General features: G+C 46.7%; 19 protein-coding genes and 2 pseudogenes. 16 read left to right on the top strand and 5 right to left on the bottom strand.

Translation table 11 applies throughout. The annotated features are described in order from the left end of the window. Positions 1–11 precede the first annotated feature (11 nt). Positions 12–5,198, bottom strand: coding sequence for an AAA family ATPase (locus EQU24_RS10755; RefSeq protein WP_017839500.1), 5,187 nt, complete (start codon positions 5,196–5,198; stop codon positions 12–14). 233 nt (positions 5,199–5,431) lie between these two features. Here EQU24_RS10755 and EQU24_RS22980 point away from each other — a divergent pair, with 233 nt between their 5' ends. The 9 genes from EQU24_RS22980 (at position 5,432) to EQU24_RS10715 (ending at position 11,658) form a co-directional block, all read left to right on the top strand. Next, a complete protein-coding gene (locus EQU24_RS22980; RefSeq protein ID WP_026130024.1) occupies positions 5,432–5,854 on the top strand; it encodes an HTH domain-containing protein in 423 nt (140 codons plus the stop codon). Next, positions 5,851–6,084: a DDE-type integrase/transposase/recombinase gene (locus tag EQU24_RS22975; RefSeq protein WP_026130025.1), complete on the top strand. Its 234-nt coding sequence runs from the start codon at positions 5,851–5,853 to the stop codon at positions 6,082–6,084. The genes EQU24_RS22980 and EQU24_RS22975 overlap by 4 nt, the downstream gene beginning before the upstream one ends. A gap of 486 nt (positions 6,085–6,570) precedes the next feature. After that, positions 6,571–7,350 (top strand): TetR/AcrR family transcriptional regulator, encoded by a 780-nt coding sequence (locus EQU24_RS10745; protein WP_017839501.1) that lies wholly within the window; start codon positions 6,571–6,573, stop codon positions 7,348–7,350. Between the two features lie 93 nt (positions 7,351–7,443). After that, a complete protein-coding gene (locus tag EQU24_RS10740; protein WP_017839502.1) occupies positions 7,444–7,839 on the top strand; it encodes a rhodanese-like domain-containing protein in 396 nt (131 codons plus the stop codon). Between the two features lie 125 nt (positions 7,840–7,964). Further along, the gene (locus tag EQU24_RS10735; protein WP_017839503.1) at positions 7,965–8,249 is read left to right on the top strand and encodes a DUF4242 domain-containing protein; all 285 of its coding nucleotides are present in this window, start codon (positions 7,965–7,967) and stop codon (positions 8,247–8,249) included. A gap of 5 nt (positions 8,250–8,254) precedes the next feature. Then, positions 8,255–8,434, top strand: a complete 180-nt coding sequence (locus tag EQU24_RS10730; protein ID WP_017839504.1) for a (4Fe-4S)-binding protein — start codon at positions 8,255–8,257, stop codon at positions 8,432–8,434. A gap of 97 nt (positions 8,435–8,531) precedes the next feature. Beyond that, positions 8,532–9,731: an NAD(P)/FAD-dependent oxidoreductase gene (locus EQU24_RS10725; protein ID WP_017839505.1), complete on the top strand. Its 1,200-nt coding sequence runs from the start codon at positions 8,532–8,534 to the stop codon at positions 9,729–9,731. A gap of 17 nt (positions 9,732–9,748) precedes the next feature. Further along, positions 9,749–10,162 carry a helical membrane plugin domain-containing protein gene (locus EQU24_RS10720; RefSeq protein ID WP_017839506.1) on the top strand — a complete coding sequence of 138 codons (414 nt, stop codon included), beginning with the start codon at positions 9,749–9,751 and terminating at the stop codon, positions 10,160–10,162. A gap of 323 nt (positions 10,163–10,485) precedes the next feature. Beyond that, entirely contained in the window at positions 10,486–11,658 is a 1,173-nt protein-coding gene (locus EQU24_RS10715) for a YncE family protein (protein WP_017839507.1), read from the top strand. A gap of 230 nt (positions 11,659–11,888) precedes the next feature. On the opposite strand, the gene EQU24_RS10710 is transcribed toward EQU24_RS10715, so the two are convergent. Beyond that, on the bottom strand, positions 11,889–12,029 hold the full coding sequence (locus EQU24_RS10710; protein WP_017839508.1) for an addiction module antidote protein: 141 nt from the start codon (positions 12,027–12,029) through the stop codon (positions 11,889–11,891). A 105-nt stretch (positions 12,030–12,134) separates the two neighbouring features. Further along, entirely contained in the window at positions 12,135–12,407 is a 273-nt protein-coding gene (locus EQU24_RS10705; protein WP_083877620.1) for a PBPRA1643 family SWIM/SEC-C metal-binding motif protein, read from the bottom strand. 27 nt (positions 12,408–12,434) lie between these two features. Here EQU24_RS10705 and EQU24_RS10700 point away from each other — a divergent pair, with 27 nt between their 5' ends. From EQU24_RS10700 to EQU24_RS10680, 7 genes and pseudogenes are all read left to right on the top strand, one after another. Beyond that, complete coding sequence (locus EQU24_RS10700; protein WP_026130026.1) at positions 12,435–12,683, top strand: hypothetical protein; 249 nt, start codon at positions 12,435–12,437, stop codon at positions 12,681–12,683. Between the two features lie 37 nt (positions 12,684–12,720). Further along, a complete protein-coding gene (locus EQU24_RS10695; RefSeq protein WP_014148542.1) occupies positions 12,721–13,182 on the top strand; it encodes a hypothetical protein in 462 nt (153 codons plus the stop codon). A gap of 417 nt (positions 13,183–13,599) precedes the next feature. Further along, positions 13,600–15,666: an AAA family ATPase gene (locus tag EQU24_RS10690; RefSeq protein ID WP_017839512.1), complete on the top strand. Its 2,067-nt coding sequence runs from the start codon at positions 13,600–13,602 to the stop codon at positions 15,664–15,666. 386 nt (positions 15,667–16,052) lie between these two features. Further along, a pseudogene (locus EQU24_RS22970) lies at positions 16,053–16,262 on the top strand (ISNCY family transposase); the annotation flags it as partial. Positions 16,263–16,441: 179 nt separating this feature from the next. Then, positions 16,442–16,615: a hypothetical protein gene (locus EQU24_RS22380; RefSeq protein WP_017839513.1), complete on the top strand. Its 174-nt coding sequence runs from the start codon at positions 16,442–16,444 to the stop codon at positions 16,613–16,615. 55 nt (positions 16,616–16,670) lie between these two features. Beyond that, positions 16,671–17,060 carry a hypothetical protein gene (locus tag EQU24_RS10685; protein WP_040575281.1) on the top strand — a complete coding sequence of 130 codons (390 nt, stop codon included), beginning with the start codon at positions 16,671–16,673 and terminating at the stop codon, positions 17,058–17,060. Between the two features lie 19 nt (positions 17,061–17,079). Next, the gene (locus EQU24_RS10680; RefSeq protein ID WP_175421679.1) at positions 17,080–17,928 is read left to right on the top strand and encodes an IS4 family transposase; all 849 of its coding nucleotides are present in this window, start codon (positions 17,080–17,082) and stop codon (positions 17,926–17,928) included. 145 nt (positions 17,929–18,073) lie between these two features. Here the strand turns inward: EQU24_RS10680 and EQU24_RS22375 are convergent, their stop codons facing one another. Beyond that, positions 18,074–18,223, bottom strand: coding sequence for a hypothetical protein (locus EQU24_RS22375; RefSeq protein WP_175421678.1), 150 nt, complete (start codon positions 18,221–18,223; stop codon positions 18,074–18,076). A 12-nt stretch (positions 18,224–18,235) separates the two neighbouring features. Continuing rightward, positions 18,236–19,213: pseudogene (locus EQU24_RS10675) on the bottom strand (transposase). Positions 19,214–19,704 lie beyond the last annotated feature (491 nt).

Genomic DNA, 19,704 nt, shown 5'->3' with positions numbered 1-19,704 from the left:
ACAACAATACGTTAATTAGAATTCACAGATAAAATAGGAGTGATTATTGTAAAGATAGCGCCGTCGCCATCATTAACGACTTCAATCTGACCATTTAGACTCGTTTCAGTAATCATTCTAGACATGTATAAACCAATACCCATGCCGCCTTCTTTGGTTGAGTAATAGGGTTCGAAAATGTGCGGTAAACTGTTTTCGGGTATCCCACCGCCATTATCCTTAACCAGCAAGCGGCACTGATTGTTTTCCAAAACGACCGACACACGGATAGTCCCTGTCGAGTGGAGGCTGAGAATGGCCTCTTTGGCATTCGTCAACAAATTCAACAAGACTTGGGAATATTCATTGAGGATGCCGTGAAGTTGGACATCGTTTTCGATATTTAATTCTATGTTAACGCTATGCGCTTTGAAACTCGCTTCGACTAAGGCAATCGCATCCTTAACAGCGTGCCGCAGGCTGAATGCTTCCCGCGGTTTGTTAGGGCTGAAAAAGTCGCGGAAATCATCAATAGTACTGGACATCTTTTCGATGTACCGCATGCCGTGTTGAAGCTGTTCTTCTAAAAAGTCGGTGCTTAAATCATCGAAGCGTTGAGCATCCTGAATATTGCCTAGCATCAGGCTTAACGCATTGAGTGGTTGTCGCCATTGATGGGCAATATTGTTGATCATCTCGCCCATGGTCGCCAATTTAGATTGTTGAATTAGCAAATGGTCTTTTTTCCGACTTTTACGTGTTTCTTCCGTGACTCGCCGCTCCAGTTCAGCATTCAACTGTCCAATTTCATTGATCAAACGTGCGTTTTCAATTGAAATAGCCATTTGTAGACTGAGTAATTCGACCATCCGCACTTTATCCGGTGTAAATACTCTGGTGGCCAGACGGTTTTCCAGGTACAGCACCGCGATCAGTTCACCTTGACGCAAAACTGGAAGACAAAATAACGACCGTATATGAAGTTCCATCACTTCGGGCAGGTTACTGAATTGCTGAGACTCCATGGCATTATCGAGTACAACACTAGTGCGTGTATGAATAACATAATGCACAATGCCCTGGCATATATCGTTAATATCAGTCAAGAATTCTCGAGTAAAGGCGTCAGTGGCCTTTTTTTCGATATGCCTTGCCGCGACACATTGCCATTGTTTAGCCTGGGCTTGAAGCAAGTATCCTTGTTGAGCACCTGAACATTCCAGTACCACCTGCATGATCTTGGCAAGCAAAGCTTTTTGGTCGATTTCAGCCGATAATGCTAGGGATGATTTCAACAAGTAGTCAGTGTCTAAATTCGGCAACAATGACGTTTCTTCTAACACCACAGCCTCTTCATTGCTTATCGGAGAGTTGCTTCGAAACAGTTGCGGATGACGTTCCAATAGTTGTATTACTTTCCCTTTAGCGCCACACTGCTGATATTGTTTCAGCGCAAATTCCAGATAGCTGTCAGCGCTCACTCGTTTTTGTGCAATCAACCATTCAGCGAAGCGTTCATTGATGAAACCGTCGAGAAAAACATAGTTTAGAGCACGAGCGGATTCAATGGCGTCCAGATAGCCGTTTGTGATGGTCGGTGAGTGATCGAAAACTCGCTGCCATTCAGCTTCGCATAAGGCTAGGTAGGGTTTCAATAATGGGCCTAAGGCAGCCCAGGTTTTTAATTGATCAAGGAAGGGTGTCAGTTCGTCATGCAGCTCTTTTCCCGCATTGACCGGCGCAACGCATAACGCATTCAGAATCTGAAATGCATACCACTGCCGCTTGAGTACATTATCGGTCATGCCGTTCAAAAAGCGTTTGACGCTATCAAGGCAGGTCAATGCTTCTTGATAACGACCAAAGTAAAAATGGCTGGCACCCAGCAAAACATAGTAACTTCCAGCAGAGGCGACGTGGTTACGGCTTTCCCATAAGGCCAGTTGTTCGCTCATTGTGTCTGCAGTGGCTTGAGGATGTTTCATAGGATTGACCCAACCAGCCATTACCGCTTCAGCAAGTCCTACAGAAAAAGACAGTTGGTTTTTTTGCGAAAACTCCAGACACTCCAACGCAGTGTCTTCGATAAGGGCAAAATCAGCACCGAGTACCTGCAAATTCCACATTAATGGTCCATAAGACAGGCCGGCATTGTATAAATCACCGCAATTTTTACCGCATTGAATGCCTTTGCGGCAAAAGTCGACAATTTCGTTTGGATGACTACGCGAATGCATGTTGCACCAGACGATACCGTTCATACCACGAGTTGCGCCAAAAGTATCGGGATAGCGCGTACAAAGTTCATGCGCTAGGTCTTGATAACGGAAGGCCATTTCAAACTGCCCCTGTTCACCTAAATTCAGTCCCATAATGGAGAAGGAATAAATCACCGATTCATCCATGCCGCCTTCCAAACAGTGAATCGTTGACTGAGCCGCGGACAGGTACAATTGTGGAACCAAGCCCGACATATACAGATCTGGAATCAATTCGCTATAAAACACCAACTCGATTTTGCTTTGGCGATCTTCGACGAAGGGCATGTTCAAGATTTTTTGCCAAACATCACCGTAGTCTCGATGAATCGATTGCATCAATACATTTAGGCGTTCTGTGGCTTCTTTATCGTCCTCCGGAATCGATTTATCAAAAAAACCAAGACCGCGATTTGCGGAATCTATGGCTTTAATGAAATTGCCTATGGAGGACAATGAGGTGGTTTGTTCCGCCAAGGCCTCGGCGCGATCTAAATCATTTTCCGCCCGTTTTAACAGTTGGTTTAGCAATACTTCGGATTGTTCATAACGTCCACACATCAGTTCTGTTTTGGCCAGTTTCTGATGTAACCTGAACATTAAGGGATATTGTGTCTGCCAGGCCGATTTCGATAAGAACGCTAATCCCGACCGGTAGTATTCGTTTGCAGCCTGGGTTGCCAGCGCATTGAGCGCCTTGTTGCCTGCGTATAAATTAATTTGAGCAAGTAGGAGGCTCTGCTTTTCGTCGATATTCTTCGGATAACCCAGATTAAGATGAGCGGCGACGGTAAACAGGTTTTCCTTAGCTTCTAATGCCTCGGAAATAACTTGGTGGCTTAAAAGATGCCAACCTACTTGCCAGTGTATGTTCTGTCGTTGGTGTGGCTCGATCAGCCGTAAAACAGCTTCCTGAACTCGGTCATGCACAAATTGAAACTCTGCTTTACTTTCTATGAGCAGGCCCAAAGTCAGTAGGGGTTTGAGCCGTTCAAACAAATCGAGCAGTGGCATGTCGCAGATAAGCGCGACATCGTCGGCCGAGAAGCGGTTACCCATACAAGCGCAGACCTTGATAACTTCCAAAGTCTGCGCCTCAAGACGCTGGACTTTAAATCCAAACATGTCGACGACACTGGTTGGCATGTTTGATAGCCTAATTCTCGCCATGTCCCAAATCCATTGCCCTTGATCGCTGTAAACCAGTAAATCTTCGTTGTGCAACCAGGACAAGCTTTCGCTGACAAACAATGGGTTGCCTTCAGTGAGCTCGGTGAGAAATGCCGCCAAATGATCTGTTCTCGGCAAAGGTAAATCCAGAATATAGGCGACCATTTCATGACAGGCTTGTGCGTCAAGCGCGCCGATACGTATTTCTTGAATTGCTTGGTGCTGTTCTTTAATTTGTCGTAATAAAAACACTAAAGCATGCGAAGTATCAACTTCGTTGTGTCGATAGGCACCAATAAAGAACAGGTGAGGGTGTTCGTCAGCTGCCGTAAAAAGATGACTGAGAAAATCGAAGGTAGCGCTGTCGCACCATTGCAAATCATCAATAAACAACACTAATGGATTTTCTTTACGCGCTAGGCAGGTTAAAAAAGCGCTGAATAAATTATTGAATCGATGCCGAGCTTCCACGGGAGGAAGCTCCGTAACTTCAGGTTGCGAGCCGATCAAAACCTCAAGTTCAGGAATGACGTTGCAAATGACGCGAGCGTGCTGATTCAAAGCGGATACTATTTGTTGTTTCCATTCATCGACACGACTATCGCTTTCGGTCAACAGGGTGCGGATAAGATTCCGTAACGCCTGAATTAACGAGCTATAAGGGATGTTTTTCTGATATTGGTCGAATTTGCCGGACGTAAAATAGCCTTTATGGGCGACTAGTGGTTGTTGCAACTCTTGAATCAAACGGGTTTTACCAATGCCGGGTAAACCGGAGATGAAGGCTGATTGAAAACCTTTACCACCAGTGACTTTGGTGTACTGTGCTAGAATGACTTTGGCTTCTCGATCTCGGCCGACCATTTTCGATATAAAAATGACTCGACGGGTATGATCGCGCAAACCTAACGTAAACGGCTCTATACGGCCATTTTGCCGATATTCTTCAGAGCATCGGTGCAGGTCCGCATACAGGCCACTGCCGGTCTGGTAGCGTTTCTCGGGCTCTTTGAGACACATTTTGGCAATAATCTGGGCAACGATGCCCGGTACAGCGGCGTTTAAGCTTGAAATTGGCAAGGCTTCTTCGGCCAAATGTGAATGAATTAATGCTAGCGGATCGGTACTGGCAAACGGTAACTTTCCAGTCAAAAGCTGATAAAAGACAATCCCTAGCGAATAAATGTCAGTCGAATAATCAACCCGATGGTTGATGCGTCCGGTTTGCTCCGGTGAGGTATAGGCTAATGTGCCTTCAACAAAGCTGCGATCATAAATAAAATGACTGAGTTCTTGGATATCGATGGGGTTCAGAAAATCGATCAAGCGAATGCTGCGTGTTTCGTGTTGAATCAGAATATTATGGGGTTTGACATTACCGTGAATAATGCCTGCCTCATGAATATTGTTAATCGCTTGTGTCAATTCAGCCGCTATGATGAAGAACGTATTCAGGTTCAGCGGGCTTTTGTTTTGCATGAGATAACTATCAAGCGTTATGCCGGGGAAATAGTCGTTGACAATAATGTGAGCTTCGCTGAAATACTCAATGCTACGGGGAACAATGACTCTTGGATCATGTATGATTTTCAGCCGTTCAACTCTTTGTCGAAGGTAGCGACGTTGGGCCTCATGATTGATTTGTCGCTTCAGGATTTTTACAGTGACAATGTCGTCCGGGTTATCTTTGCTGAAGGCTTTAAAAATCGAGGCATTCAGACTCTCTCCAAGATATTCAAGTAGCTGATAATAAGGGATTGATCTTGCTATTTTGCTGTTCTCTATTCCCATGTATCGCTCCTGGAAGGATTGGGACTTTTCAGTTTATTGAAAAAACAATATCTCGTTAATAACTTAATCACTTTCATTCGACTCTAAATGCAAGCTTATGTTCAGATGTTGTGAGTTGGATGCAAAACGGCGTGCAAAACTTTCCAGAATCCTGGGGAAATGAGCGTTGAAAAGTTTCCACCCCAGGTTGTTTAATGACCGGCTTTTTGCCGGAGAATCCTGGAGTGATAAAAATGGATACAATTGCCGAAATCAGGCGACTGCATTTTGTTGAAAACATAAAAATCAGCGAGCTGGCAAAAAGGTTTAAACTTTCCCGCCCGACTATTCGTAAACATCTAAAGACGATCGAAACGCCCGTTTATTCAAGCCGCAAAGAACAACCCCAGCCCAAACTGGGTGACTATCTCAACCAGTTAAATGGCTGGCTGGAAAAAGACACAGGATTACCTCGCAAACAAAGACGCAATGCCCAACGGCTATTTGAGTGCTTGCAGATTGAGGGTTATTGTGGCACTTATACCGCAGTGCAGCGCCATGTGCGAGATTGGAAACGGACTCGAACTAAAAGCCCCACTATCAAACAGGCGTTCGTGCCGCTAGCCTTTCCCCCGAAGAAACTTGTCAGTTCGACTGGAGTTATGAAACGGCGGTGATTGGCGGAGTAGAGCAACTCGTCAAGGTTGCCCATTTCCGCCTCAGCTATAGTCGTCAAATGTTCGTTATCGCCTATCCAAGAGAATCCCAGGAAATAGTGTTAGATGCGCATAATCAGGCCTTTGCTTTCTTTGGTGGTGTACCGAAACGGATGGCCCCGGACAACTTGAAAACAGTGGTGGATGCGGTCTTTGTCGGCAAGGAGCGTCGCTTTAACCGGCGCTTTTAACACTAGCCAATCACTATCTGTTTGAGCCAGTAGCCTGCACACCGGAGTCGGGTTGGGAAAAAGGCCAGGTGGAAAATCAGGTGCGTAACATTCGCGAATGGATATTTACACCGCTACCGCGCTGTGCCGACTTTACTTCGCTTAACGTTTGGTTAGCGAAGCGTTGTCTGGAGTTGGCTGGACGCCCGCATCTGCTGAAAATCTTGGAGTGTGCCACAGACACACAAACTGACGCTATACGGAAATAGGGATCAGATGTGTATAAGCTCATTGGAAGATGATGGTAGGTCCATCAAAGTCTGCTGTCGGAAACCGGCTTTAAACCACCTCAAGCTGCTTGTATTAAGAGTGCAGGTAGTGAGCGTTGAGGAAAAACTAATTCATAATTAGCAGGTAGGGTACCGCCAACACTCACGAACGGCTTCAGGCAACCTTGTGTGTACAATCTGTCACCTACTTCGGCCAACACCGGATAGAGTGTTTCCGATGCAATGGGATCCAGCAAGTTGCCGATTTGGCTGGTCGAAGGAATTTGATGAACACCAAAAATCGATTGTGCGTTATTTCGATTGTGGAGTTTTTCCATTAATCAATACTGAACTTCCTCTTGTCGGAAACAAATTATTGACAAAATATACGACCAGTCGTATATTGGTATCCACTATGAACAGCAAACTCTCCAAACGCACAAAATTATTAGATCAGGGTGTTTATCTGCTGATGAACCAGGGCTATCATGCAACCGGTATTAACGAAATCGTAAATGCCGTACAGGTGCCCAAGGGTTCATTTTATAGCTACTTTGATAGCAAAGAAGAATTTGCTGCTCAAGCCATTACCCATTATATGGAGCCATTTATACAGCTATTAACGAGGCACCTACAACACTCACAGGTTGACCCGCTCTCTGCTTTAAAAAACTACTATGCAGAGCTTATTGTTGCAGTGGAAAAGAATGGATACAAAGGTGGATGTTTATTGGGTAACCTGATGGGTGAAATTGGCGATACCAGTGAACGGTGCAATCAGGCACTAAAATCTGCCATTGAACGCTACAAAGCGCTGCAATATAAAGCATTACTGCAAGCACAAAAAGAAGGCACGGTACGTACTGATCGAAGCGCCGAAATTATGGCTAACTTGTTGGTAAATAACTGGCAAGGTGCGTTGTTACGGATGAAAATCGAACAATCCGTGCAACCTTTGCAAGAGTTTTGCGATACCTTACTGAATGATTATTTTGTTGCCAAGTCCAATTTAGATTAGGAACAAAGCAAGTCGACACAACCGCCGGTTGTTTAGGTCTTTTTTTGCCCAACATCAAGACGACCGGTCAACTATTAGCTATAGGGATTTGATATGAGCGAAGAAAAAACCTTAATGGATTTTGTTAAACAAGCAAAATCACAAATACACGAAATAGAGGTCTTAAATGTTAAATCTCTATTGGATGAAGGCTATCAGGTACTGGATGTTCGCGAACCTGCCGAATTTATGTCAGGTACTATTGAGGGTGCATTAAATATTCCACGCGGGATACTGGAAGCGGCGGCAGACCGCCAATACGCAGGTCGTCGTGAAGAATTAATGGATCGCGATAAAAAATGGCTACTACTTTGTGCCAGTTCGGGGCGCTCTGCCATGGCGGCGGCTGTGATGCAACAAATGGGCTTTAAACATATTAGGAATATTAATGGCGGCATTGCAGCCTGGAAGGCGGCCGAATTAGCCGTGAGCATTCCACCACAAACTTAAGAATGAATCATTTGAAAGGACTGTTTAACTAACAAACTTTTAAACGATATCGCCATGATGGCTTATATCGTTTTTTTAAACAACCAACATCAGACGACTGGTCATATAACAGCATAGGAGACAATATGCCTAAATATATTATTGAACGAGAAATCCCTAATGCAGGCCAATTAACCGCGGCAGAGCTGCAACAAATATCACAAAAGTCCTGCTGTATTCTGAACGACATGGGGCCGCAAATTCAGTGGGTGGAAAGTTATGTGACAGATAACAAAATCTATTGCATTTACATCGCCCCCGATAAACAAAGCATAAAAACACATGCGGAACGTGGCGAGTTTCCGGCCAATTCGATTGCCGAAGTAAAAACCATGATTAATCCAACCACAGCTGAACATAGCGGAGGTTAAACACCATGAAAATACAATGGGATAAACAAACATGCTCTCATTCCGGCAACTGTGTCAAATCACTGCCCGAAGTATTCAAAGTGGTCGACGGACAATTTGTGATCGAACAGGACAAAGCGACTGATGCTGAAATCGTCAAGGTAGTCAATCAATGCCCTTCGGGCGCGCTCAAACGCGTCGACTGACTAAAAAACGGGGTTTCTTGTACATGGCGCAAAATATTCATTATTGATGCGCCTAACACGTTGCCCCTTAACTGAATAATCAAGTAAAGGAGTCATTATGACTAGCTCGACAAAACGCATTATCGTCGTAGGCGGCGGAATTGGCGGTACGATGACCGCCAATAATTTAGTCGCTAAATTTTATCCGGAGATTCTAAAAGGTGAAATTGAGATTATGATGCTCTCAAATTCCCCCAACCATATTTACAAACCCGCCAATATGTATGTGGCCTTTAATGCCTATCATCCCCATGAACTGGTGCGTAAACAACGTTCATTATTACGCCCGGAAATTATTTTTCATGTCGATGGCGTTGAAAGTTTCGAATTTGAGCAAAATCGTGTCCTCTGCGAAAGCGGCAAGCGCTACGATTATGAGTATCTGGTTATTTCTACCGGCTGTATTCCGGCACCGGAACGTATTGAAGGATTGAAAGAGGCAGGCGATCATTTTTATCAGACTAAAGCGGCACAACAACTCGCTCATAAATTACGCACCATTGAAGAGGGCCGTATATTTATCACTGTCAATTTTCCCAAGACCCCGAACGTACCTCATCAATGCGGCATTGCCCCTATCGAAACCACGTTAATGCTTGATGAATATTTACGTAAACGCGGCGTGCGTGACCGTGTAGAAATTATTTACAGCTACCCCACCGTCTCTCAATTATTGCGTAATTGTTTATTTTTGCAGAAACCAACCTGCGATGTGTTGCCTACCATTTTCGATAGTAAAAACATTAAATATCAACGCGGTTTTACTTTAGACAAGGTCGATCCCGAAGCAAAAATTGCTTATTCGGAAGAAGGTAAATCTCAAGAATTCGATATTTTAATGGCTACGCCGCCTATTCGCGCGGTAGATGCCGTCATTAATTCAGGAAAGTCACAAGCCCAAAATAATGAAGGCTGGTTACCTACCGACTTTGAGACCTTGAAAATGTACGGCACCGATAATGTTTATGTGATGGGAGATACCGTTGATTTGCCGGTTAGTAAAGCCGGTGGCACTTGCCATAACCAATCACCTGTTGTCGTGGAAAATATCGCTTCGGAAATTCGTCGCGGCTATACCTCTGCTATCTATGATGGGAAAGTACAGGCAATCGCTCAAATGGGATTGGAAGCCGGCATGCCACTCTGGTACGACTATAAACATGATGTACAGGTCGCCCCACCTACCAAGCTCGGGGGCTTAATGCGTAAAACGTTTAATCGCGGCATTTATTGGGCTGTTGCGCGTGGAATGGTTTGATTACAGAGGAATTACTTATGTCTGAAGAAATACAGTTAAATACAAACGTAGAAAAACTTATATCGGATACGGTTCTTAATGACCCGGCAACCATTGATGGTATTAAGAATTTAATCGATAAAGCAACTCCCTTAGTACAAGCCGGACGCTTCAATAACATCATCGATTTATTGTCAATCATATCGGACAATATCGAATTTCTTGATGAAGCGGCGTTGGAAAAAACCACTAAAGTAGGCGAAGAAATTTTAGCCTTGGGTTGGACGGCCGGTAATGCCGTGCGTATGGCGCATGCTCAAACAGAAGCATTAGAAAAGCCACCCGGATTGTTTCAACTAATCAGCGCCCTAAACGACCCGGATGTCCGCCGTTCATTACATTTTTTTATCGGCACCATGCGTATTATTGGCAGGCAGATGAAGAATGATTAATCAGTCAATTTTAGGTGGCCTGCTTACTTAAATAGGTGACAACTATTATCAACGTTATGCAGACTAAGTTTCCCCTCACGCCTCACAATGTTACGCTGTTAGGTAGATATTTAGCCCATTGATAATAAATTATTATACTCATCGTAGATCAAAATTCGGCACCGGGGACCCGTCAAAGGACGCCGTGAATACATCCATGTAGGCTCTATGCCAGCATCCATGCTGACAAAGCCTTTGCCGAGCACCCCGGCGCCTCCTTAGGGACTGCCGAAATTTGAAGTGCGAAAGGTATAACTCAACATCCACTCTATATTAAAAATATTATGAAAATAACGTACCTTTTAAAAAAATCACTTATTATTTTAACCTTCCTTTATCCAATGCTGGCACAAGCTGAAATTCTAGCGTTAGTTAATTATCAAAGTAAACCCGATCAAACGCTAAAGCGGGAAGGGTTGGCGATTATTGATCTTGATTTCAACTCTGAGAACTTTGGAAAGATTGTAAAGGATATTCCATTACCCACAGATTTAGTGGCGCATCATATTTTTTATAATAAAGATGTAACTAAGGCCTATGTCGCTTCCTTAGGCAGTAACCCCTTGCAAGTAATCGATATGACAAAACAACCTTATGAGCTTAAGACCATTTCTGTTCCTGAGTGTCAGGTTGCGGAAGACTTGGTCTTTTCAGGCGATAAAAAAAGATGGTATGTCACCTGTATGGGTTCTAGCAATGTCATTATGGGTGATGCACAAACAGATAAGCAGATTAAAGTCATTGCCGCAGCCAAAACGGCGACAAGCAAAAAATTTATTAGCCATCCGCACGGTATTGGAATAAACGATGAAATTAATCGAATTGTCATTGCTAACACGGTGCACCCGACTGATTTCAGCGATGCAGATGAAACAGTAACGATCATTACAGCCCGCAGTGGTAAAATACTCTCTACACATAAAATGTCGGAAAAAGCATCACCTTCAGGTTCAGCCCCTGTTGAGGCGGTATTTTTACCTAAATCAAATCCAGTGCGGCTTTATATCAATACCATGTTTGGCAATACCTTGTGGACAGGCGTTTGGAATAGCATGAGTCAAAACTTTAGCTTTTCACAAGTTTTTGATTTTAACTCTTTAAAACAAGGAGTCCCTTTAGAAATTTACTTTAACCATAAACTTGACAAAATGTATATTACGACAGCAAGCCCAGGTTATTTAAATATTTTCAATATTAAAAATCCAGCCAAACCGGTACTTGAAAAATCGATTGCAACTGCGGAGGGCTCGCATCATGTTGTCTTTTCTCCTGATGAACGATATGCCTTTGTGCAAAATAACCTTTTAAATTTACCAAATATGAGCGATGGTTCTATTACGGTAGTTGATTTGCAAAAATCGACCGTAAAAATGACGATTGATACATTTAAAAATCAAGGCCTAACTCCAAACAGTATTGTCATGATGCCGAAATGGTATCATGACAACGCTCACTAGAAACGGTCGAAAAAGCTCAAGGGCGCGACCAACTTGATTCATGGTTTTACAAAACTGAAAGTAAACATCCCCCGGACAAAGCCGGGGGAATTTCTCATTATTACTATGCATAAAAGGAAACTTCACATAATGGCCGGATGTTGACCATCAGCCGATTCAAGAAAGGCAATATGCGAATTATATTAGGTGCTAACGTACGTTTTCGACCCGTTGGATTTTCACTTCCAAAATCAAGCCGGATCGGCATGCAGATGAATGCCTAGTGCCTTCGTTACTTTGAGGATCGTATCGAAACTGGGGATATGCTCGCCGTCCAGGGATCGATACAGGCTTTCGCGGGAAAGACCGGTATCTCGGGCAATCTGCGACATACCGCTATCGATCCAACGATATCACCTGCAATAGCGCCTATCATTGTTTTGTCCATCCCAAACTAGACATGAATAACCGGCATTCTATTCATGCTGCCGTTAGCGTTAAGCCAGAATACCAGCGGCACCGCAGCATTTCTTGTATTTTTTGCCGCTACCGCAGGGGCAAGGATCATTCCTACCGACTTTGTCGGACTTGGCCGGTTCCGGTGGATTTAAGGCGCGCTCCAGGTCTGAAATATCTTCCGGCTTATCCGGCTCGATACCAATGATGTAATGCCAACCCTGCGAAGCACAGGTTTCTGCCACGTATTCGCCACGTTTACTGTTTTGCACACAAACGATAATGGGGTTCTTATCTGAGCCCAGTCTTGCCATAATCTTGAATTATTGGGTGAATAAAAAATGAATGATTTTAACCGATTATCGATTGCTGTAGATGAATGTTTTATCCAACGAGAAGCAATCCAGTCGTCGGCAATGCTGATTTACATGCTTGTTCACCGGCCAGAGATGTTGTTGTTCTCCAAACTGCAACAGAAAGCCACAGAATCGGTAATTTCAATGTGCCAGTTCCCGATTCAGAGTCTTGTTGGGAACGATAACTTCACGCTGCCTGTCTCATACGGCAATATTCGCGACGAAGGTTTATAATCCTGTTAAGACTAACGATTAAAACTTTGCGCCCATCATGAAAATAAACTTCACGAAAAAAGAATACCGGATATTGCTCGATTTGATCCATATCGCCGATTGGGTCTTGCACGCACATAGCACAGATGATCGCGCCGATACCAAAGACTACAGAAATTTGATGCAAAAATTGATGTCGTACGCCAAGGAGATGGGCTTCGAGGCTCTTGTCGATTTCGATAAAGAACGAGGGGAGTACGTCACTTCAGGTGAATTCGCAGGTGAATCCGTGGCTGAAGATTATATTGAAGAGTTCGAAGATAACACTTTTTGGAGTCAGTTAATTGGAAGGTTATCGGACCGCGACGCGATGAGACAAACCGGGGTCAATCATTTGAGCGAGATTGAAATGAGCGAACGATTTAAAGCTATCGGGGAGGCCGAGGAAAAATGGATAACGGAAATCGATAACTACGGCCTGAGCAGAATCCGTATCGATGACGATGAATCGAAACCGTAAGTTTCTGTTCAAATGCTCCCGCTAGTCCTGTTGGTAAGAAAGAAGAAACTGAATATCATCCGATTTAGGAATATATTCTGAGAGCTGTTGGCCGAAGCTCCGCCGCTCAATCGAATCGCCCAAGACCCAATCCTGAGCGGAACCAAACTTACCGCAGAAGCGTGGGATGCCGCGGGGCCTAAGAAGATGGTCGTTTTTACCAGCAGGACTGGGCGGATTGGAACGGACGCTACCCGGACGTCCCACACTTCTGGCTCGACAGACTGAACCTCTAGCCAGAATCAGACTCCAATCGCTAGTCGGGTTTCTTCAAGGTTCTTCTCTGCCAGTTACCCATAAAGAGGCTTCAAAAAGGCGTTTGAGCGCCTTGCGTTCCTGCAATGGACCGTGCCGCAACGATCGTAACTAGGGGTTTCCATGTTGGATTTGTTAAAACGTAGCGACGAGGCTTCGGAATCCCCGGGTCTGTGGTTCGCCATCAAGAAGGCCGCTAGACGGATACAGGACTGGTTCGTGATTCAATCGACCGCCGTCAAGGTGACGATGTTGGTTGTGGCTCTCCTAATTCCAGCCACCGGCATCTATTCGTTCGTACTCATTCAGAAGCAGGCCGCCATTGCTGAGCAGGTCAAGGCCATGGCTGTTGCCGGTACGGAGGGCGAGGAGGTGTGGTCGTTAAACGACAAGCTGCCTGTGGTATTTGGTAACGGCCCGTTGCTGAGCTTCCTGGAAACGAACCCGGTCGAGCGTATTACGGTGGTTTACGAGCCGCTGCTGTGGAACGTATCGGAGCGCATCATCCTGATCGAATCGCAGGGCAAGCAGTACGCGTACTACCCCAGCGACATGGAGACCAAGATCTTCGCCGACAAAGCGGCCATAGCGCCTTGGGGCGCCAAGCTTGTCTTCATACCGCGCGGTGAACTCAGCGCCAGCAGCAGTGAATTGTTTGAGCGCCTGGATCAGCGTTTTGCCAGCGCCCGCCCGCAATCCGAAAAGGACGGCTGGAAGGCCAACGTCAGTGGTGTACTGTCGGTTGCGCTTACGCTCGGCGTACTGGGATTCTTGTATTTCCAGCTCATGGGACAGCACAAGTCGCTCAAGTTCATCGAGCCGGCACAGGTGCACGGCTCTATCGACGACCTGGTTGGCATGGGGGACATCAAGGCCGAGGTGGCACAGATCAAGGATCAGTATGAGCGCCGCGCGGAATATGCTGAGTACGGCATCTTCAAACCTTTTAATGTGATGTTCAGCGGCCCGGCTGGTACCGGAAAAACCAAGTTAGCCAGCTACCTGGCCAAGGAGTTGCAGTTGCCCATCCTGTTCCACTCTGCCGCCAATCTGGAAACGGGCTTCGTGTCCGGCGGCTCGAATACGCTCAGCCGTATCGTGGCCATGGCCAAACGGCGCAAGCGCTGTATCATTTTCTTGGACGAGGCACAGGATCTGTTCATGAAACGCGGCGGCCGCCGCAAGTTCGACGACGACACCGCGAACACATTTCTCTCCGTGCTGGATGGTGTGCGCAGCAAAAACGAAGCCGAGATCATTTGGATCGTGGCTAGCAACTTCAATAGCGAGACCATGGAGATGGACGAGGCCATGCTGCGCCGCTTTCAGATGAAGGTGGATTTTCGTATGCCTAACCGAGCAGAGCGGCTGGCTGTCATCAATCACTACCTGGGCCAGCGAGCCGAAAAAGTGCTGCCCAACCTGGACTTGCGCCATCTGGTGGATGTGACCGAAGGCAGCAGCCCGGCAGACCTGGAGACCATCGTCAATCAGGCGGGCATTTCGGCCGTGCAGACCGGCGAAATGATCGGCGCCAATACCCTGATGCAGGCTGCTGAACGCGTGTTGGTGGGTAACGTAAATACTGACACCACTGCGGAACGTGAGCGCGACCGTCGCATCATCGCCGTGCACGAATGGGGTCATTTTTTGGTGGACCTTGAGCACGAACGCAAGCTGACCAACGACAACTGGGAGCAGATCCTGGCCGATCTGAAAACCATCAAGATTTCGCTTAAGGCCAACTCGCGTACCAACGCGCTGGGATTTGTGTTTCACAAGCAGGGGGGCAATCTGCTCAAGACCAAGAGCGATATCGAACACGACGTGCGCGTGCTGCTGGGCGGCATGGCCAATGAAGAACTATTCTTTGGTGAGGAAGGCACGACCAATGGGGCACACAACGATATCACCCGCGTGACGCAGTTGCTGCACCACGCCGTGGGCGAAATGGGCATGTACCGCAAGACTCGGCTGAACTTCGGCGCACTCTCCCGTGAACATACCGAAGTGGACGAGGAAACGCGCAGCATCATGGAAGCACAGAGCGAGCGCATATACGGCGAAACCAAGGCCGTGCTGGCCCAACTCAAGCCGCTAACGGAGCATCTGGTCGGCAAACTCCTGGAAGCCGACGAAATGGACCTAAATGAGGCGCTGTTCGAAATCCGCAGATTTGAGGCGACCTGATACCCGGATGAGTAGAGTCATCGGTGAAAACGCAACGATCAGAGAATAGTGGGGAATCTGTTTAACTTGCAGGGGGAGTATGATTTCTCGGATGAAATCAGCAATTCCCAATTTAAAACCCTGATAAAATAAGGGGCACTTAAAACTAATCAATCGCAACATTAATAAAGCCATTGGTAGATACAAATGGACTTGGAAATCAGGGTAAACGCATTAAAACTACATATAAAATCAAATGGTTATAATGCGTAGTATTTTCAGTAATTTCATAGCGGCAGCCTTTATTGCCACAAAATAAAAAACTAACAAATAAAATATTCTGCAAGCTTAGGTTGAATAGTCATAACATATTGATATGGCATTTATTTTAATGCGTTTGCCCTGACTTGGAAATAATTGACTTGATACGTCGCACCTTCGAAGACTTACCGGACTCCCGTAAACCCGGCAACAATCGGAAATACAGGATAGAAGATGCCGTTCTGAGCGCCTTCTCGGTGTTCTTCACGCAAAGCCCGTCTTTTCTGGATTATCAGCGACGGATGGAAAAACTCCACAATCGAAATAACGCACAATCGATTTTCCTGATTAGCAAGTTTCTTCAGCTAAAGCCCAAAAACCAGCATATCCCTAGCAGGACGGGGTTTGCAACCCATACGCATCAAGCTAAAAATCGCCTTCCTCGATTTGGTGGTCGAGAGCGTACTACGCGGTTTCACAAATCCGCTTTGGGATGTATAGTTTGCGGTCCACATTACTCAATGGATAACCAGAAATGGAAGCCGCCCCGATTGAAACGCTCACACATCAAATTGACCAGTATTTAGCAACTTGGTTCGACGAAGAAACCTGTAAAACCTTGGCCAAGTCTAGCGGATTTATTCAACGCAGCACGAGTCGCTTGACCGGCAGCGATTTTTTTAAATCTGCTGACGGTCGATACGCTTAGCGAGCCGACGATTAGTTATGAAGGTTTGTGCGATAGCCTGGAGGAACGAAGCGGCGTGGATCTGACACCGCAAGCCTTGTGCGGGCGAATGAACAGCGATGGTGCGGTACAGTTTATGGAAGCGGCGCTGACCAAGACTTTGCGCGAGACGGTCGGTCCGCCTTTGACGGCACAAGAAGCCGCATGGCTAGCTCCGTTTCCTCGGGTTTTACTGCAAGACAGTAGCCAAATCGAAGTGAACGAAGCCTTGACCGAAGCGTTCAAAGGGAGTGGCGGTAACGCCAGCACGGCCAGTGTTAAAATCGATTTCAGCTATGACGTCAAAAACGAACGGGCCGAACATATCGCGATACGTCAGGGCACCGACAGCGATCAGGGTTTTGCCACAGACGTGCTCGCGCGAGTGCGTAAGGGAGGACTTGTCTGGCGTAATCGATTTGATTGATTAGGACGTGCTCGCGCGAGTGCGTAAGGGAGATTTGATCATTCGAGATTTGGGCTATTTCAGCTTGGCCGCCTTTGCTCAAATCATGCTGATCGGTGCGTATTTCTTAAGCCGACTCAGCTATACCGTCAATCTCTATAAGAGCGCCGATGAAGCCGCGTCACCGATTAATCTGATCCAGTACATCAATCGTTTCGGCGGTGGTCAGCAAACGATGGAGTTTTCGCTGTTTGTCGGTGAGAAACACCGTCTGCCCATCCGCTTAGTGGTTTATCGGCTGCCGCAAGAGGTCTACCGGAAGCGACAAAAAGCGGCGATTAAAACGGCCAAACGCAAAGGGCGCCGGGCGCGCTTGTCCTACTTGAAATTTCTCAAGTATAGCTTCTTCATGACCAACGTCCCCGCCGATGTTTGGCCGAAAGAAGCGTTAGGTACCCTGTACCGCTTGCGTTGGCAAGTCGAATTGACGTTTAAACACTGGAAATCGTTGTTCTGCATCGACCTCTTGAAAGGCACGCGTCCGGAACGTATCCGATGTCTTCTCTATGGGCGTCTGATCGTCATTCTGACCGTGCAACGGTTGCTCGCGCTGGCTGCACGGCAGGCGGAAAACGAAGGTCGCGAACTGTCTTTTGACAAAGCTATCCAATGGTTGTTGCGACAGGATCGGTTTTTGAAAGCCTTTGTCGCGCGGCAGTTCGACACGCTGATGCGTAAGCTGTTAGGTAACCTGCGAAGGCTGCTTAAAGCCAAGCGAAAGCGGCGCACGACTCGGCAATTGATTACACAACAAGTAGGATACTTGGACAGCTTCTCAGACTCGTCGGAGGAACTCGATAACGGTTTAGCTGCGGGGAGCTACGCTTAGCTTGATGCGTATGGGTTGCAAACCCCGTCCTGCTAGGGATATGCTGGTTTTTGGGCTTTAGCTGAAGAAACTTGCTAATCAGGTGAATTATTACTAAAGTTTCGGAGTTTATTTTAACCCCCATAAATAGCCCAAAACCCTTGATCTATAAGGCCTCAAGCCTTAGGGTTTTAGGGTCAAGTTGCAAGACTTGCATAAACCAGCAGTGTATGTGTGCATCTATCGTTTCCAGCACGAGTGCGGTGACCGCATCACCCAATACCGCTGTTAATTCATCCAGCGCACCGCTGAGCACGGCACGAAATACCTACCACAGTTTGGCGGCATAATGGATGTCGGTGCTGTTCGCTCGCAATTGCTGCCTCATACCGGCAACGCTGGCAACACCGTGCATCTGTTTGGCAATCACCAACAGGCAAAAGCGTATGGCCGTTAAGTGAATCGAAGCCACGTAAGCCGCATAGTGTGTGCTTTGCTCTTTCAAAAAGCCCAGCTGCTGCTTCGCTTCCTTGAAATACACTTCGATCGCCCAGCGCATCGCATAAAGTTCGAGTATCTGTGTCGCCGTTAAGGCGGTATCGGTGCAGAGGAACACCGCCCAATCCTTTTTACCGGCTTGCGTTTTATCGGTGCGGGCGGTGCCGCGCACAAACAACAGTCGAACCGGCGCCCACTGTTCGGGCTGCTTGTCCTGTTCGGCCAGGTTGATTTCAACATCCACGACTTTAGCCTGGTACGGCTGTCCGACAATGGGTTGCCAGTGTTTCCGAACGACGTGTCGATACAGCGCCTGGACATCCAAGTCACGGTTGATCACCGCCTCCCCGCGATACTCGCGGAGCCGGTACTTCAGCTTGCTCTTCTTCATGCGTAGCACGGCTACTAACGACGCCTCTTGGCTCAGGCGAATCATCGCTTTGCTGCCAAACCCGGCATCGGCCAGTAAATAATCCCCTTCGATGCCCGTCCGTAACGCACGGTGTATCATGGTTTTCGCCATCTCCGGCTTAGTCTGTTACTGTGCTGCGGCATAGCGCTTGGCCACGATACTACGCCCATCTTGAAAAGCTTGCGTCAACGGCTGCGCTCGGGTTTGACTGATGTAAAGCTCGCTATCCAACGGCACAAATCCGGCTTCGCAGCTCAAGCCCAAGGTCAACACCTGCTGCCCCATGACATGCCGCCCGGTCGTATGATCGAAGTGACTGGACACGCCCGGCATCTTCTTGCCGAACCGTTGCTGAATCGAATCATCCAAGACCAAGGCCTTCGGGCCGGCGCTCATCAAGGCGCGTACCGCCTTCTCATTTCAGCCTCCTTAGGAATATGCACAAAATAACTGCTACAAGTAGTAGGCTTTGCGGAGGTTCGGTGATTCGCTTCAGGACCGCCGTGAATACATCCATGTAAACTTGACGGCGGCTTTCCCTGCCGCCGACACCTGTCAATCGAGCCACCGAACCTTCTTCTAACAGTTGTCGAAGTTATTTCATGCTTGTTCCTTAGTATTTCATAGTCCATTCGACTCCTGATTTGGCTGATGGTTCTACGTAATCAGGTAAGAAAATACCTATAGGTAAATCTGATATCGCTGATTGTTTCCGTAGAGCTTAATTGGGAAACTGTATCCATCGCAGATCAAAATTCGGTGTTGGGGTTCCTGTCAAAAGAGCGCCGTATAAACTTCCAGGCACTGTGTCGGCATTCATGCATGCAAAGTTTTTGCCTGAACTCCGTTGCCTTTTCAGGCACTGGCGAAATTTGAAGTGCGAAAGG

The sequence above is a fragment of the Methylotuvimicrobium buryatense genome (genome assembly GCF_005931095.1).
GTDB lineage: Bacteria > Pseudomonadota > Gammaproteobacteria > Methylococcales > Methylomonadaceae > Methylotuvimicrobium > Methylotuvimicrobium buryatense.
The sequence above is the reverse complement of the archived record's forward strand: the minus strand, read 5'-3'. Positions and strand labels throughout refer to the sequence as shown.

Coding starts and splice junctions, on each gene's coding strand:
- EQU24_RS10745 (WP_017839501.1), top strand. CDS start 6,571: ATGCAATGGGATCCAGCAAGTTGCCGATTTGGCTGGTCGAAGGAATTT.
- EQU24_RS10725 (WP_017839505.1), top strand. CDS start 8,532: ATGACTAGCTCGACAAAACGCATTATCGTCGTAGGCGGCGGAATTGGC.
- EQU24_RS10755 (WP_017839500.1), bottom strand. CDS start 5,198: ATGGGAATAGAGAACAGCAAAATAGCAAGATCAATCCCTTATTATCAG.
- EQU24_RS10695 (WP_014148542.1), top strand. CDS start 12,721: ATGAAAATAAACTTCACGAAAAAAGAATACCGGATATTGCTCGATTTG.
- EQU24_RS10730 (WP_017839504.1), top strand. CDS start 8,255: ATGAAAATACAATGGGATAAACAAACATGCTCTCATTCCGGCAACTGT.
- EQU24_RS10705 (WP_083877620.1), bottom strand. CDS start 12,407: ATGGCAAGACTGGGCTCAGATAAGAACCCCATTATCGTTTGTGTGCAA.
- EQU24_RS10720 (WP_017839506.1), top strand. CDS start 9,749: ATGTCTGAAGAAATACAGTTAAATACAAACGTAGAAAAACTTATATCG.
- EQU24_RS10735 (WP_017839503.1), top strand. CDS start 7,965: ATGCCTAAATATATTATTGAACGAGAAATCCCTAATGCAGGCCAATTA.
- EQU24_RS10700 (WP_026130026.1), top strand. CDS start 12,435: ATGAATGATTTTAACCGATTATCGATTGCTGTAGATGAATGTTTTATC.
- EQU24_RS10740 (WP_017839502.1), top strand. CDS start 7,444: ATGAGCGAAGAAAAAACCTTAATGGATTTTGTTAAACAAGCAAAATCA.
- EQU24_RS10710 (WP_017839508.1), bottom strand. CDS start 12,029: ATGTCGCAGATTGCCCGAGATACCGGTCTTTCCCGCGAAAGCCTGTAT.
- EQU24_RS22980 (WP_026130024.1), top strand. CDS start 5,432: ATGGATACAATTGCCGAAATCAGGCGACTGCATTTTGTTGAAAACATA.
- EQU24_RS10690 (WP_017839512.1), top strand. CDS start 13,600: ATGTTGGATTTGTTAAAACGTAGCGACGAGGCTTCGGAATCCCCGGGT.
- EQU24_RS10715 (WP_017839507.1), top strand. CDS start 10,486: ATGAAAATAACGTACCTTTTAAAAAAATCACTTATTATTTTAACCTTC.
- EQU24_RS22380 (WP_017839513.1), top strand. CDS start 16,442: ATGGAAGCCGCCCCGATTGAAACGCTCACACATCAAATTGACCAGTAT.